Origin of the sequence: Nitrospirillum bahiense (assembly GCF_007828025.1) — a bacterium.
In the GTDB taxonomy this organism is placed as follows: Bacteria; Pseudomonadota; Alphaproteobacteria; order Azospirillales; family Azospirillaceae; genus Nitrospirillum; species Nitrospirillum amazonense.
In genome coordinates this window covers 17,531-31,162 of record NZ_VITO01000035.1, presented here as the reverse complement: position 1 = coordinate 31,162, position 13,632 = coordinate 17,531, and the positions used below count along the sequence as shown (strand labels likewise).

At 67.4% G+C, this 13,632-nt stretch carries 15 protein-coding genes; 8 read left to right on the top strand and 7 right to left on the bottom strand.

The genetic code is table 11. The annotated features are described in order from the left end of the window. Positions 1-10: 10 nt before the first annotated feature. Genes sdhA through sdhC form a run of 3 tightly spaced genes read right to left on the bottom strand, consistent with a single transcriptional unit; the run spans position 11 to position 2,624 of the window. Positions 11-1,798 carry a succinate dehydrogenase flavoprotein subunit gene (gene sdhA, locus FBZ88_RS29385; RefSeq protein ID WP_004272160.1) on the bottom strand — a complete coding sequence of 596 codons (1,788 nt, stop codon included), beginning with the start codon at positions 1,796-1,798 and terminating at the stop codon, positions 11-13. 12 nt (positions 1,799-1,810) lie between these two features. Beyond that, positions 1,811-2,209 carry a succinate dehydrogenase, hydrophobic membrane anchor protein gene (gene sdhD, locus FBZ88_RS29380; RefSeq protein WP_145620536.1) on the bottom strand — a complete coding sequence of 133 codons (399 nt, stop codon included), beginning with the start codon at positions 2,207-2,209 and terminating at the stop codon, positions 1,811-1,813. A 16-nt stretch (positions 2,210-2,225) separates the two neighbouring features. Next, positions 2,226-2,624, bottom strand: coding sequence for a succinate dehydrogenase, cytochrome b556 subunit (gene sdhC, locus FBZ88_RS29375; RefSeq protein ID WP_186464658.1), 399 nt, complete (start codon positions 2,622-2,624; stop codon positions 2,226-2,228). A gap of 367 nt (positions 2,625-2,991) precedes the next feature. On the opposite strand from sdhC, the gene FBZ88_RS29370 reads away from it, so the two are divergent. From FBZ88_RS29370 to FBZ88_RS29360, 3 genes are all read left to right on the top strand, one after another. Next, entirely contained in the window at positions 2,992-3,747 is a 756-nt protein-coding gene (locus FBZ88_RS29370) for a GNAT family N-acetyltransferase (RefSeq protein ID WP_145620534.1), read from the top strand. Between the two features lie 88 nt (positions 3,748-3,835). Beyond that, a complete protein-coding gene (locus FBZ88_RS29365; protein WP_145620533.1) occupies positions 3,836-4,840 on the top strand; it encodes a hypothetical protein in 1,005 nt (334 codons plus the stop codon). 12 nt (positions 4,841-4,852) lie between these two features. Continuing rightward, positions 4,853-5,881, top strand: coding sequence for a hypothetical protein (locus FBZ88_RS29360; RefSeq protein WP_145620532.1), 1,029 nt, complete (start codon positions 4,853-4,855; stop codon positions 5,879-5,881). Positions 5,882-5,893: 12 nt separating this feature from the next. On the opposite strand, the gene FBZ88_RS29355 is transcribed toward FBZ88_RS29360, so the two are convergent. Beyond that, entirely contained in the window at positions 5,894-6,787 is an 894-nt protein-coding gene (locus FBZ88_RS29355; RefSeq protein ID WP_145620531.1) for an HpcH/HpaI aldolase/citrate lyase family protein, read from the bottom strand. A gap of 223 nt (positions 6,788-7,010) precedes the next feature. On the opposite strand from FBZ88_RS29355, the gene FBZ88_RS29350 reads away from it, so the two are divergent. After that, positions 7,011-7,550 (top strand): hypothetical protein, encoded by a 540-nt coding sequence (locus FBZ88_RS29350; RefSeq protein WP_145620530.1) that lies wholly within the window; start codon positions 7,011-7,013, stop codon positions 7,548-7,550. A gap of 14 nt (positions 7,551-7,564) precedes the next feature. Further along, positions 7,565-8,062 (top strand): thioredoxin family protein, encoded by a 498-nt coding sequence (locus FBZ88_RS29345; protein WP_145620528.1) that lies wholly within the window; start codon positions 7,565-7,567, stop codon positions 8,060-8,062. A gap of 90 nt (positions 8,063-8,152) precedes the next feature. On the opposite strand, the gene FBZ88_RS29340 is transcribed toward FBZ88_RS29345, so the two are convergent. Next, on the bottom strand, positions 8,153-9,169 hold the full coding sequence (locus FBZ88_RS29340; protein WP_145620527.1) for an aspartate-semialdehyde dehydrogenase: 1,017 nt from the start codon (positions 9,167-9,169) through the stop codon (positions 8,153-8,155). 175 nt (positions 9,170-9,344) lie between these two features. Here FBZ88_RS29340 and FBZ88_RS29335 point away from each other — a divergent pair, with 175 nt between their 5' ends. The 3 genes from FBZ88_RS29335 (at position 9,345) to FBZ88_RS29325 (ending at position 11,408) form a co-directional block, all read left to right on the top strand. After that, on the top strand, positions 9,345-9,686 hold the full coding sequence (locus FBZ88_RS29335; protein WP_145620526.1) for an Mpo1-like protein: 342 nt from the start codon (positions 9,345-9,347) through the stop codon (positions 9,684-9,686). Positions 9,687-9,730: 44 nt separating this feature from the next. Then, positions 9,731-9,991 carry a hypothetical protein gene (locus tag FBZ88_RS29330; protein ID WP_040844662.1) on the top strand — a complete coding sequence of 87 codons (261 nt, stop codon included), beginning with the start codon at positions 9,731-9,733 and terminating at the stop codon, positions 9,989-9,991. Positions 9,992-10,115: 124 nt separating this feature from the next. Beyond that, positions 10,116-11,408, top strand: coding sequence for a pentapeptide repeat-containing protein (locus FBZ88_RS29325; protein ID WP_145620525.1), 1,293 nt, complete (start codon positions 10,116-10,118; stop codon positions 11,406-11,408). Between the two features lie 132 nt (positions 11,409-11,540). Here the strand turns inward: FBZ88_RS29325 and leuB are convergent, their stop codons facing one another. After that, a complete protein-coding gene (leuB, locus tag FBZ88_RS29320; protein WP_145620523.1) occupies positions 11,541-12,650 on the bottom strand; it encodes a 3-isopropylmalate dehydrogenase in 1,110 nt (369 codons plus the stop codon). 214 nt (positions 12,651-12,864) lie between these two features. Beyond that, on the bottom strand, positions 12,865-13,479 hold the full coding sequence (gene leuD, locus FBZ88_RS29315) for a 3-isopropylmalate dehydratase small subunit (protein ID WP_145620522.1): 615 nt from the start codon (positions 13,477-13,479) through the stop codon (positions 12,865-12,867). Between the last annotated feature and the right edge of the window lie 153 nt (positions 13,480-13,632).

Below are 13,632 nucleotides of genomic sequence, written 5' to 3'. Positions count from 1 at the left end.
GGCTAAGGCGTCAGTAGACGCGCTTCTTGGGCGGGATGACGTCAATGTCACCGGTCAGGGTGTACATGTGGACGGGACGGTCACCGAGGGTGACGGCGCCCTTCTCATCCACCCAGGACGTGGTGTGCTTCATCCACTCGTGGTCGTCGCGCTCGGGGAAGTCCTCGCGGGCGTGCGCCCCGCGGCTTTCCTTGCGGTTGGCCGCCGAGTTGATGGTGACCACGGCCTGGCGCATCAGGTTGTCCAGCTCCAGCGCTTCCACCAGGTCGGAGTTCCAGATCAGCGAGCGGTCGCTGACGGCGATGTCGTCACGCTTGGACCACACGCCCTTCATCAGCTCCACGCCTTCCTCCAGCACCTCGCCGGTGCGGAAGACGGCGCAGTTGTTCTGCATGATCTTCTGCATTTCCAGGCGCAGGTGGGCGACGCGGGTGCCGCCCTTGGCGTTGCGCACCTTGTCCAGGTGGGCCAGCGCCTTGTCCGTCACGTCCTGTGACAGGGTCTTGTGCGCGGCACCCTTCTTCACCGTCTCGGCGGCGCGGTTGGCGGCGGCGCGGCCGAACACCACCAGGTCCAGCAGCGAGTTGGAGCCCAGGCGGTTGGCGCCGTGCACCGACACGCAGGCCGCCTCGCCGATGGCCATCAGGCCCGGGACCACCTGGTCCGGGTTCTCGGCCGTCGGGTTGATGACCTCACCGTGGTAGTTGGTGGGGATGCCGCCCATGTTGTAGTGCACGGTCGGCAGCACGGGGATGGGCTCGCGCGTCACGTCCACGTTGGCGAAGACCTTGGCGGTCTCGGCGATGCCGGGCAGGCGCTCGTGGATGATGGCCGGGTCCAGATGCTCCAGGTGCAGGTGGATGTGGTCCTTGTGCTCACCCACGCCGCGACCCTCGCGGATTTCCACGGTCATGGAGCGGCTGACCACGTCGCGGCTGGCCAGGTCCTTGGCCGATGGGGCGTACCGCTCCATGAAGCGCTCGCCCGAGCTGTTGGTCAGGTAACCGCCCTCACCGCGCACACCCTCGGTGATCAGGCAGCCGGAGCCGTAGATGCCTGTGGGGTGGAACTGCACGAACTCCATATCCTGCAGGGGCAATCCTGCGCGCAGCACCATGCCGCCGCCGTCGCCGGTGGAGGTGTGGGCCGAGGTGCAGCTGAAGTAGGCGCGGCCGTAGCCGCCGGTGGCCAGCACCGTCTGGTGGCCGCGGAAGCGGTGGATGGTGCCGTCGTCGAGGTTCCAGGCCAGGACGCCCTTGCACTCGCCGTCTTCCATCAGCAGATCCAGCGCAAAGTATTCCACGAAGAACTCGGCTTCGTGCTTCAGGCTCTGCTGATACAGGGTGTGCAGGATGGCGTGGCCGGTGCGGTCGGCGGCGGCGCAGGTGCGCCGGGCCTGACCCTCGCCGTAGCGGGTGGTCATGCCGCCGAAGGCGCGCTGGTAGATCTTGCCTTCCGGGGTGCGCGAGAAGGGCACGCCGTAGTGTTCCAGCTCGATGATGGCCGGGACGGCCTCACGCACCATGTACTCGATGGCGTCCTGGTCGCCCAGCCAGTCCGACCCCTTCACGGTGTCGTACATGTGGTAGCGCCAGTCGTCCTCGCCCATGTTGCCGAGCGCGGCGGAGATGCCACCCTGGGCCGCCACGGTGTGGCTGCGGGTGGGGAACACCTTGGTGATGCAGGCCGTCTTCAGGCCCTTTTCGGCCATGCCGAAGGTCGCGCGCAGGCCGGCGCCGCCGGCGCCCACGACGACGACGTCGTACTGATGGTCGATGATGGGATAGGCGTTAGCCATGACAGTCCTTCCTCACGCCCCGAAGGCGATCTTGAGCACGGCGAAGACGCTCGCGGCGGCCAGCAGGATGGCGGCGCCGTTGGTCAGCCCGATGGCGATCAGGCGCGCCAGCTTGCCGTGAATGTAATCTTCGTAGACTTCCCGCATGCCGGCGGCGGCATGGTGGAAGGTGGCGATCAGGGTGATCAGCAGCAGGACCGCGTTCACCGGCTGGTGCACCCAGGCGATGGCGTCGGCATGCTCCGCCTTGGCCAGGCGGACGATGGAGTAGAGGAACCAGACGGTCAGCGGGACCAGCAGGGCCGCGACCATGCGGTAGGCCAGCCAATGGGCGCCGCCGCTCTTGGCGGAGCCGAGGCCGCGTACGCGGCCGAGGCGCGTGCGGAAGCCGTTGTCGGACGTAGAAGCCATGGAATGCGCGCTCCCGTCAGAGGGCGAAAGCGGCGATCCAGACGATCGCCGTCAGAACGAAGGAACCGCCGAACACCAGGGCGGAGCTGCGATGCGCGCTGGCATTGGTGATGCCGGTGCCGGTGTCCCAGATCAGGTGCTGGATGCCCTTCAGCAGGTGGTAGCCGAAGGCCCAGGTCCAGCCCAGCAGGCAGAGCAGGCCAATGGGGCTGCCCAGCACGTGCTGCGCCGTGTCGAAGTCGTCGGGGCCGCTGGCGGCTGCCACCAGCCACCAGGTCAACACCAGGGTGCCGACGGTCAGGGCGATGCCGGTGAAGCGGTGCGTGATCGACGACACGGCGGGCAGGGGTAGGCGATAGACCTGGAGGTGGGGCGACAGCGGCCGTGCCTTTTTGGCCACGCTGGTCTCGCTCATGATTCGCGCGTCCTCGTCCTTTTGGATTATCAGGTGCCGGTGCCGCACCGGCCATATGGCGCCCGCGACATGCGGGTCGCGACGCCGGCCGAATTGTTGCACCGCCGGGGGCGGATAGGATGTGAAGTCAATTACGCCCCCGCCTCTTGTCCGTCAACGCCCTGTCTGGGGCCGACTTTTGCGAATACAAGGGGTGGGGCGCATGGGTGCGTGATTCTTTCGACATGGCTGAGGACCGTCGCTTCCGACGCGCCCTGGGGAACTTCTTCGCCCCACGGCTTCCGCCATCGGCCGGGCCGATTGCCGCGCATGGGGACGACCGGTACAGTGCTGGCGTCAACCTCGTCGCCCCGCGAAAGTTTCCGTCTTGTCCGCCAACGACTTGTGCCGCCTGCTGGAAGAGTTGTGCCTGACGGCCTGGCCCGCCCTGAAGACCATCCACGATGACGGCTGGCTGCTGCGGTTCTCACAGGGGCATTCGGGCCGCTCCAACTCGGTGACCTGCCTGTCGGCCGGCGTGCTGCCGGTGGCGGAAAAGGTGGACCGGGCGGAGGCGGCCTACACCCGCGAAGGCCTGCCCCCCCGTTTCCGCATCACGCCCATGGCCCCGCCTGACCTGACGGCGGAACTGGATCGGCGTGGCTATCTGCGGCAGGAGGAGAACTTGGTGCAGACAGCCGGTATCGACCCCACCCGCCTGGCCGTGGGGGACGATGGCCTCCGTTGGCGGGTGGAGGGCGGCCCCGCACCCGACCTGCTGACCGGCTACGCTCAGGCGCTGCCGTTGCCGCCTCGGGAAGAAGATCCGATGCGGCGCCTGTTGGCCGCCATCGCCGTCCCCACGCTTTACGTCAGCGCCTGGGACGGTGACCGTTACGCCGGCAGCGCGCTTGGAGTCGCTGATCGCGGATGGCTGGGCATCTACAAAGTGCTGGTCGCGCCGGGGCAGCGCGGCCGGGGCCTGTCGCGCCGCCTGCTGACGCGCCTGCTGGCGGCCGGGGTGCAGGCGGGCGCCACCCGCGCCTATCTCCAGGTGGGTGGCGCCAACCACCCGGCATTGGCGACCTACGCCCGGGCGGGGTTCGGGACTGTCTATAGCTATCAATATCGGCAGGCGCCTTAGTTGCATCATTGATAAGGTAAACGCCCACAAGTAGATTGCCCATAAGGCAACATACGGGGGTGGCATGAGCGGGATAGGAGGCGCCGTCGTGGGCGCGATTCTGGCCCTGTTGGGTTCCGGCATGGCTTGGGCGAAGGATCCGACCGCGGAGTCGATCACCAAGGCTGTTCAGACCCAGCTTTATGAGGATGATCCGCAGGCGCGCGGCGGACTGGTGGAGGTCAGCGACGGCTACAAGTTCGTCCAGTGCTGGCATCTGCCGCGCCAGACCATCATCACCTGCGAAGCGGCCGGGAAGCGGGGCCAACCCTGGATGCGCCACGTCCTGACCAAGGAGCGCCGTGCCGCCTTGAAGGAGATGGGCTTCACCGCCGACCGACAAACAGGGAACTTCATCCGGCGGTGGGACCCGCCGCCTGAGCCCCAGGCGCTGGTGGCCTTCATGATCCATGCACTGGACGTCGGGTACGGCAAAAGTGGCCAGGACCCCACAATGCGACATGGGTGGTTTCCGGCCGCCGACTGTCCGGCGCGGGTTGCCGCCGGAAATCCTTATGGTGGGGCGATCGCGGCGTTCGGCACCCCGGTTAACAAGCTGACCGAAGGCTGCCGCCTCGAAGGGCAGGATGATGATAGCGATGATGATCCACTGCCACCCCGGCCGCACAAGCCGGACAACGCACCGGATCTGCTGTCCCAGCAATACAAGACCATCGCGGAGGCGGTGGACTGGGTGGCCGACGGCACGGGGCCGGAGCGTCACATAGTCATTTTTTCCTGGGGAGACTTCTACATCCAGTGCTTGAAGGCGGAGGACCCGTCGATGCAGTGCGAGGTGGTGTCCGCCGACATCATGCCCCGGCTGAAGCCGGTGCTGAACGCCGCCGCCGGCCGCCGGCTGGAAAAGCTGGGGTTTCTGGAACCCGGCTATTCTCTGAACTACGCCCAGAACTTTCCGCTTCGAAACGATGCCCGGGACAAGGACGTCAAGGCCATCGCCGAGACCTTGGCGCAGGCGGCGCAGCAGGGTTTTGGCACCTACGTGTTCCTGCCGTTGGAGGTGGAGCGCCACACCTCCAAACCGACCAAATAAGGGAGCCTCCGAATGAAGATCCTGAGGATCGCTGCTGTGGGCATGGCGATGGCGTTTCCCCCTATCGCCGGGGCTCAGGCCAAGGAAGCGCCGCAGCAGGCGTTGACCAAGGCGGTTGCCGCCCTGGCGCATGCCGACCAGATGGATGGGCGCGGCGCCGTGGTGGAGGCGCACGACGGCGACCAGTTCGTGCAATGCCGGCGGGCGCCGCATGAGCCGGTCATTACCTGCGAGGCGGCGGGGCCGCGGGGGCAGCCCTGGATGCGCCACGCTCTGAGCAAGAAGCGACGGGCGAACCTGAAGGAACTGGGCTACGTCTCCGACCGCAAGACCGGCAATTTCGTCGCGCGTCTGGACCCGTCGCAGTGGCCGAACGACAAGCTGGCCGGTTTCATGGTCGCCACACTTGTTGGGGGTTACGACGTGGGACTGGAGGACATCGAGACCGAGACCGGGTCCTACCCCGCGGTGGCCTGCCCGCCGCGCAATCCCTCTGGCCGCGACTTCGGCGGGGAGGTCGCGTTCAACGACCGCTCCCCGAAGGACCTAGGGGAAAACTGCGAGGTCGCGGGCATGGATGACGAGGATGAGTCGCGCCTGCCCAAGCCGCTGAAGTCCATCCCCATGGAGCCGGACGCGGCCGAGTCCCTGGTCAAGCAGAACGTCAAGGAGATCGCTGACGCCTACACTTGGCTCCTGGGGGTGAGCGGGCCTGGCCGCCGGGTCGTCATCCTCAGTTGGGGCGAGTTTCATATCCAGTGCAGCAAGACGAGCGAGCCCGTCATCCCGTGCGAGATCGAGTCCGCGGAGGCCAATCCGGCCCTGCGCCGCGTAATCACGGCGGCGGTTGGCCACAAGCTGAACAAAATGGGGTTCCGGGAACCGGGCTTTTCCAAGAACTACGTCGGGTGGTTCAGGTTGAACGACGGCAAGCCCGAGAACTGGGCCTGGTCGACGATGCAGGCGGCGTTGACGGCTTTCGGTGGCTACGCCATCCAGCCGGTGGCCGTTGAGCGCCGGGTCACCAAAGGGGAAACCTGAGCGCGCACCGTGTCAGCCGCTGATCGCGGCCGCCCCAATCGACGCTGCGAGCGCCACCAGCCGGTGGGCCTCCGCCACATGCAGGGCCTCCACCAGGCGGCCGTCCACCAGCACGACGGCCTTGCCCTGGGCCATGGCCTCGGCATGGGCGGCGATGATGCGGCGGGCGCGGTCCAGCGATGCCGCGTCGGGGGCGAAGGCGGCGTTGGCGGCCGCCAGCTGCTTGGGATGGATCAGGGTCTTGCCGTCGAAGCCCAACTCCACCCCCTGACGACAGCTGGCCTCCAGGCCGGCATCGTCGTCCAGGTCCAGGTGCACGCCGTCCAGGATGGCCAGGCCGTGGGCGCGGGCCGCCAGCAGGCACAGGCCCAAGGCCGTGATCACGGGCAGGCGCAGGGGCGTGTGATGGGCGTGCAGTTCCTTGGCCAGGTCCGACGTGCCCAGCACCAGGCCGGCCAGCCTGGGGGAGGCGGACGCGATCTCCTTGGCATTCAGCATGCCCAGCGCCGTTTCCATCATGACCCACAAGGGAAGGCCGTTGGGCGTCCCGGGGGCAGCCCCATGCGCCGCCAGCAGGCGATCCGCCTGACGTACCGCCTCCGCCGACTCCACCTTGGGGATCAGCACGCCGTGGGCGCCTGATCGGGCTGCCGCCGCCAGGTCGGCATGGCCCCAGGGCGTGTCCAGACCGTTGACGCGAATCAGCACTTCGCGTCGGCCGAAGCCGCCGGCGGCCACGGCGGCCTGCACCTGGTCGCGCGCCAGATCCTTGGCGTCCGGCGCCACCGCGTCCTCCAGATCCAGGATCAGGACATCGGCCTCCAGTCCCTTGGCCTTTTCCAGCGCGCGGGCGTTGGACCCCGGCATGTACAGGGCGGAGCGGCGGGGACGGGCGGTGGTGGCCATGAGGCGGGCTCGTACAAGAAGGGCGGAACAGAATGGGGCAGCGTAGCGCCGGCCTGTGATGGGGGCGACGGCCGGCGGCCTTCCATCCGTGGTAACAGTCTTCGCGTCCCTTTGTCCCGCGTCATGCGGCTTGCCCACAGGCTGCGGCGGGGCTACCCCTAGGACAGGCCGTCCGCCCCGTCCCTTGGGGGGCCGGTCCATTGCCACGAGGAGCCTTTCCCCGATGCCGTCGCGTCCCCGTCGCCTGATTATCTCCTCCGCAACGCGCCGTGGCACCCAACTGGGAGGCGCCCTGCTGGCGGCTTTGCTGTGCCTGGCCGCCGGCGGCGCCTTGGCTCAGGCCGCTCCTCCGCCGCAGGACGGTGCGCCGGGTGCGGGCGAGCCCGTGACGGCCAACCAGCCGCTGCTGCGCGACCCCCGCCTGGTGGGCAATGCCAAGGCGCCGCCGCGCGACGTGGAATGCGTGGTGGGGGCCGGCAGTCCCTGCGCCGGCCGGATGGATTTCAACGATGGCCGCAGTTTCGGCTTCAAGATCAGCGGCCCGGGTGAGGCCCTGTTCCGCAACATCGGCAACCGCCGCTGCACCCTGGAATACATCCTGACCGACAGCACGGTGGCCACGGCCGGCCGCACCATGGACCTGGCGGCGGGCGCCGCCACCACGCTGAAGGTGCGCGACGCCCAGGGCATGCACGTCCGCCTGTCGGCGCGCGGCATGGCTTCGCCCATCTGCGAATTGGAAGTGACGGCCAAGCAGTCGTGAGAGGAGTGGCCCCGATGCGTCCCCTGCTGATCGCGCTGTCCCTGGTGGTGGCGCCCCTGATGATGCCGGCGCCCGTCCGTGCCGCGGACACCGCCCCCGCCGCGGTCGAGGCGTTCGATCCCGCCCGGGACGCTGCCCATGATGTGGCCGAGGCGGCGGCCCAGGCCAAGGCGCAGGGCAAGCGGGTGCTGGTGGACGTGGGCGGGGAGTGGTGCGTGTGGTGCCATCGCTTCGACGCCCTGTTCACTGATGATGCGCGGCTGCGCACGCTGCGCGACCAGGGCTTCGTCACCGTGAAGGTGAACTGGAGCAAGGAGAACAAGAACGAGGCGCTGCTGGGCCAGTGGCCCAAGGTGGCGGGCTATCCCCACCTGTTCGTCCTGGATGGCGAGGGCAAGGTGCTGCACTCCCAGGATACCGGCCTGCTGGAACAGGGCAAAGGCTACGATACCGGCAAGGTGGCGGCCTTCCTGACGCAATGGGGCACCAAGGCGCCAGGCTCCCACGTCTGACCGCCTTGCCATGAAAAAAGGGCGCCAGCCTGATCGAGGCGGCGCCCTTTTTCCTGGGTGCGGTCAAACGGGCTGCCGTCAGCCCGCCGCCTACTTCTTCAAATAATCCTTGATCAGCCGTTCGGCGATCTGCACGGCGTTCAGCGCGGCGCCCTTGCGCAGGTTGTCGGAGACGACCCACAGGTTCAGGCCGTTTTCCACAGTGAAGTCCTCGCGCAGGCGGCTGACGAACACCAGGTCGTCGCCGGCGGCCTCGACGGGGGTGACATAGCCTTCGTCGGCCTGGTGGTCGATCAGCGACACGCCCTTGGCCCGGCGCAGGGCGGCACGGGCCTCGTCGGCGCTGATGGGGTTCTCGAACTCCACGTTGATCGCCTCGGAATGGGCAATGAACACCGGCACGCGCACGCAGGTGGCCGTCACCTTGATGGACGGGTCCAGGATCTTCTTGGTCTCCACCGTCATCTTCCACTCTTCCTTGGTGGTGCCGTCTTCCATGAAGACGTCGATGTGGGGGATGACGTTGAAGGCGATCTGCTTGGTGAACTGCTTCTTCTCGACAGGGTCGTTCACATAGATGGCGCGGGTCTGGGTGAACAGCTCATCCATCGCTTCCTTGCCGGCACCCGACACGGACTGGTAGGTCGACACCACCACGCGGCGGATGCGGGCCAGGTCGTGCAGGGGCTTCAGCGCCACCACCATCTGGATGGTGGAGCAGTTGGGGTTGGCGATGATCCCCTTCTTTTTATAGCCGGCGATAGCCTCGGGGTTCACCTCCGGCACCACCAGGGGCACGTCCGGATCCATGCGGAAGTGGCTGGTGTTGTCGATGACCACGGCGCCGGCCGCAGCGGCCTTGGGCGCGAACTGGGCGGAAACCTTGGCGCCGGCCGAGGACAGCACGATGTCGGTGCCGGCGAAGTCGAACTTGGCCAAGTCCTGGACGCGCAGGTCATCGTCGCCGAAGCTGATCTCCGACCCGATGGACCGCTCGGACGCCAGGGCCACCACCTCGCTCACCGGGAATTCCCGTTCCGCCAGGATCTGCAGCATCTCGCGCCCGACATTGCCCGTGGCGCCCACGACGGCGACTTTATAGCCCATGGTCATGCTCCTCATATCTCTGGCGGGGACCAGGGGCGGGGCCGCTTGCGGGGGCGGGGGCCGCTCTGGTCTAATCCGGCGGAGACTTAAGGCCGGCCGGCGGGCTTTGCAAGCGCGCAGGCGTCAGTGCCGCCCTGCGAACGGGCGGGCGGCGTCCAGACTGGGAGGGAAGACCATGACGGTACACGAACCGCGCATCGCCACCTATGACGCGTTCTGGCCCTTCTACCTGGGCGAACACGCCCTGCCGGCCACGCGGGCCTGGCACTTCTTGGGCACCGGCCTGGTGCTGCTGGCGCTGGCCGCCGGCCTGGTCACGGGGGATTGGCGCTACTTCGCCGCCGCCCCGGTGTGCGGCTACCTCTTCGCGTGGATCAGCCACTTCTTCGTGGAACACAACCGGCCCGCCACCTTCACCTATCCGCTATGGTCGCTGATCAGCGACTTCCGCATGTTCTTCCTGTTCGTGGCCGGCCGCCTGGGTGCCGAGCTGCGCCGCCACGGCGTCAGCCGCTGAAGGCTCGTTACCGTTCCAGGCCTGCCACCAAAGGATAAGCCGCCTTGGCTCAGATCGTCGACACCATCGCCCAAGCCATCAAGCGCGCGGACAAAACCTTCTTTAACGAAAATTATACCAAGCAGGCCCAAGCTGTAGTCGATGGCCTGCGCAAGGCGGGTTTTGAGATTGTTCCGGTTAAGCCCCCGGAAGTACTGGTGGAGTACGCCGTTGAAAACATTCCCTTCGGCCGACTGCGCCCGTCAGAGTTGATCCGTGCCCTGTACGGTACAATGGTTGAGAATTGCCGTAAGTTTGTATCCTAGGAACGACGGTTTATTTCCCTGAATCCTGGATGAATCCGCTTCTAAAACAGGCAGGCCCAGTGCAACAATGTAGTCAGCGCCTCTGATTTCAGGGCGATGGAGGTAAGTCGGGTGGCTAGGCTGCATGCATCCTGAACGGCAGTACCAGGACGGGTTTGAATTTCGGCGGGTGACCCCGGCTGAGGTCATTGAGGCGGCCCGCAAGCATGAACGGCTGATCGAGGGGCGCATCGGTGGCGCCCGTTTCGCCTTCATCCTGCACGACCTGCGGGGCGCTGTCCTGTCCACCCTGAACCTGACCGACGCGGACCTGACGGGCAGCCGCCTGGACCAGGCCCAGCTGGTGGGCACGCGGCTGCGCAACGCGTCCCTTTTCGCCTGTGATTTCCGCCTGGCCTGCCTGCGTCAGGCGGACCTGTCGAAATCCGACCTACGCGGCGTCAGCATGCGCGGCGCCGACCTGACCAAGGCCCGCATGCGGGAGGCGGACGTGCGCGAGGCGGTGCTGGCCGTCTACCGCGGCGGAAAGCCCCTGCCGGAAACCTTCGACGGCCGCATCCCTGACCTGACCTCCGCCATCGCCATCGGCGCCGACATGGGCGAAAGCCGCATGAATGGCGCCTGGACCCTGAACGCCGACTTCACCGACGCCAACCTGGCGGGGGTGGATTTCCGGGGCGCCGACCTGCGCGGCGCCGTGTTCAAGGGGGCCAACATGCAGGGCGCCAACCTGTCGGAGACCAGGCTGCACGGCACCTCCTTCGCAGGGGCGCTCTTGACCGACGCCATCTTCACCGACGCCATCCTCGAAGACGCCAACTTCCGGGGCGCCATCATGGAATCCAGCCTGATCGGTCGGCTGCGCGGCAAGGGTGCCGTCCTACCGGGTGAAGGCGGGGAAAGCGCCCGGCCCGTGATGGAGGTGGTCGAGGACCATGCCGTCTGGGTGGCCGCGGCCGGCCGCTCCGGCGCCCGCGGCGACCTGTCGGGCCGCGACCTGAGTGGGCTCACCCTCTCGGGCCGCAACCTGACGGCGGCCAAGATGGCCTATGCCGTGGCCCGCCGCCTGGTGCTGACGGGGTCATCCCTGGTCATGGCCGACCTGGAATGCGTGGACCTGCAAGACGCGGTGCTGGTGGGCGTGGACGCCCGGGGGGCCAATTTCGAGCGCGCCCACCTGAACGGCGCCGATCTGCAGAACGCCAACCTGGGCCTGCTGGAAAGTGCCGAGCAGCCGGACCGCAAATGGCCGGCCCGCCTGACCCGCGCCCGCCTGCGCAACGCCAGCCTGCGGGGGGCGAACCTGCGGGGCGCCGTGTTGCGGGAGGCGGACCTGACCGGCGCCGACCTGCGCGACGCCCAGGTGGACGGCATCATCCTGGACGGCGCGAACACCGCGCAGGTGAGGTCACGGTAACCTCTCCAGCTGCCGGGCGCCGTGATATTATGGCCCCCACTTTGGTAAGCAAGGGCCCGGCGGACGGAACGGAAGCTGACGTGAAAAAGGCCCGGGCATCGCTGCGCCGGGCCTTTTTGGCTTCAGACGGGTTTAGCCTACCAGCTTGTCCAGCTCACGCAGGATGCTGTCGCCCATCACGCTGGTGGAGCAGCGGGCCATCCCCGGGGACATGATGTCGGCGGTGCGCATGCCGCCCTTCAGGACGTTCTGCACCGCCCGGTCCAGCAGGTCGGCTTCCTCACTCCGGTCGAAGGAGTAGCGCAGCGCCATGCCGAAGCTCAGCAGCGAGGCGATGGGGTTGGCGATGTCGCGGCCGGCGATGTCGGGGGCGGAGCCGTGCACCGGCTCGTACAGCGCCTTGCGGCGGCCGTTGGCGTCAGCGGCGCCCAATGAGGCCGAGGGCAGCATGCCGATGGAGCCGGTCAGCATGGCGGCCTCGTCCGACAGGATGTCGCCGAACAGGTTATCGGTGACGATGACGTCGAACTGCTTGGGGTTGCGCACCAGCTGCATGGCGGCGGCGTCGGCCAGCATGTGGCTCAGTTCCACGTCCTTGTATTCCGCCGCGTGCAGGGCGGTGACGTCCTGGTTCCACAGCAGGCCGGACTCCATGACGTTGCGCTTCTCGCAGGAGCAGACCTTGTTGCCGCGCTTGCGCGCCAGCTCGAAGGCGACGCGGGCCACGCGCTGGATCTCCGGCGTGGTGTAGACCTGGGTGTTCACGCCCCGGCGGATGCCGTTGCCCAGGTCTTCGATGCCGCGGGGCTCACCGAAATAGACGCCGCCCGTCAGCTCGCGGACGATCATGATGTCCAGGCCGCGCACCACCTCGGGCTTCAGGGTCGAGGCGTCGACCAGGGCGTCGAACACCACGGCCGGGCGCAGGTTGGCGAACAGCTCCATCTCCTTGCGCAGGCGCAGCAGGCCGGCCTCGGGCCGCTTGTCGAAGCTGACGCCGTCCCACTTCGGGCCGCCCACGGCGCCCAACAGCACGGCGTCGGCGGCCAGCGCCTGGGCCATGGTCTCGTCGGACAGGGGCACGCCGTAGGCGTCGATGGCGCAGCCGCCGACCAGGCCTTCCGACACGGTAAATTCCAGGTCGCGGCGACGGCCCATCCAGTCGATGACGCGGCGGACCTGGCGCATGACTTCCGGCCCGATACCGTCGCCCGGCAGCATGAGAAGAGAGTAAGCGGCCATGGATGAACCCTTTTTGTCGGATGGTGCGGCGTCGCCGCGGCTGCCGGATACCCCGTTCGGGATTGGGCATGCGGCCGGCCGGGCGTGCGGCCTTTAGATATTGGTTAGCGAAAATACGGGCGGGCCGGCGTCCTGCCAACCCCTGTTTCGGCCGGGAACCGCGCCAAGGAGCCGGTCACCGGGCCGTCACAGGATGGTCACGGGGGGCGGCTGTTCAGCGCGCCCAGCGCCACGGCTGCCCGGTCTGCTGCTGGGCCTCGAACGCGTCGATGGCGCTGACCTGCTGCAGGGTCAGGCCGATGTCGTCCAGGCCGTTCAGCAGGCAGTGGCGGCGGAACGGCTCCACATCGAAGCCGACGCTCTCGCCATCCGGGGTGGTGATGGTCTGCTTCTCCAGATCCACGGTGAAGGTGGCGTTGGCGCCCTTGGCCGCCTCGTCCATCAGCCGGTCCACCACCTCTTGCGGCAGGGCGATGGGCAGGATGCCGTTCTTGAAGCAGTTGTTGAAGAAGATGTCGGCGAAGCTGGGGGCGATGACACAGCGGATGCCGTAGTCCAGCAGGGCCCAGGGCGCATGCTCACGAGAAGAGCCGCAGCCGAAGTTGTCGCCCGCCACCAGGATGCTGGCCTTGCGGTAGGCCGGCTGGTTCAGGATGAAGTCCGCCCGGTCGCTACCGTCCTCGTTGAAGCGGAGTGAGGAGAAAAGTCCGCTGCCCAGACCGGTGCGCTTGATGGTCTTCAGGTACCGCGCCGGGATGATCATGTCCGTGTCGATGTTCTGGATCGGCAGGGGGGCGGCGACGCCGGTCAGGATGGTGAACTTGTCCATGGGCTCTCGTCCGGTGACTACAATACGGGTGACGCTGTCCCTTTCTGCCACAAGGCGGACAAGGCCAACAACCACCCACGATGATGCGCCAACGCGCGACTGCCCCCACCGAAACGCAAGGGAAGTACGACTATGGGTCGTTTTGCGAACTTA

Excerpts from the sequence above, each read along its gene's own strand:
- sdhA (WP_004272160.1), bottom strand. The coding sequence starts at position 1,798 with ATGGCTAACGCCTATCCCATCATCGACCATCAGTACGACGTCGTCGTC.
- sdhD (WP_145620536.1), bottom strand. The coding sequence starts at position 2,209 with ATGGCTTCTACGTCCGACAACGGCTTCCGCACGCGCCTCGGCCGCGTA.
- sdhC (WP_186464658.1), bottom strand. The coding sequence starts at position 2,624 with ATGAGCGAGACCAGCGTGGCCAAAAAGGCACGGCCGCTGTCGCCCCAC.
- FBZ88_RS29360 (WP_145620532.1), top strand. The coding sequence starts at position 4,853 with ATGAAGATCCTGAGGATCGCTGCTGTGGGCATGGCGATGGCGTTTCCC.
- FBZ88_RS29355 (WP_145620531.1), bottom strand. The coding sequence starts at position 6,787 with ATGGCCACCACCGCCCGTCCCCGCCGCTCCGCCCTGTACATGCCGGGG.
- FBZ88_RS29350 (WP_145620530.1), top strand. The coding sequence starts at position 7,011 with ATGCCGTCGCGTCCCCGTCGCCTGATTATCTCCTCCGCAACGCGCCGT.
- FBZ88_RS29345 (WP_145620528.1), top strand. The coding sequence starts at position 7,565 with ATGCGTCCCCTGCTGATCGCGCTGTCCCTGGTGGTGGCGCCCCTGATG.
- FBZ88_RS29340 (WP_145620527.1), bottom strand. The coding sequence starts at position 9,169 with ATGGGCTATAAAGTCGCCGTCGTGGGCGCCACGGGCAATGTCGGGCGC.
- FBZ88_RS29335 (WP_145620526.1), top strand. The coding sequence starts at position 9,345 with ATGACGGTACACGAACCGCGCATCGCCACCTATGACGCGTTCTGGCCC.
- FBZ88_RS29325 (WP_145620525.1), top strand. The coding sequence starts at position 10,116 with ATGCATCCTGAACGGCAGTACCAGGACGGGTTTGAATTTCGGCGGGTG.
- leuB (WP_145620523.1), bottom strand. The coding sequence starts at position 12,650 with ATGGCCGCTTACTCTCTTCTCATGCTGCCGGGCGACGGTATCGGGCCG.
- leuD (WP_145620522.1), bottom strand. The coding sequence starts at position 13,479 with ATGGACAAGTTCACCATCCTGACCGGCGTCGCCGCCCCCCTGCCGATC.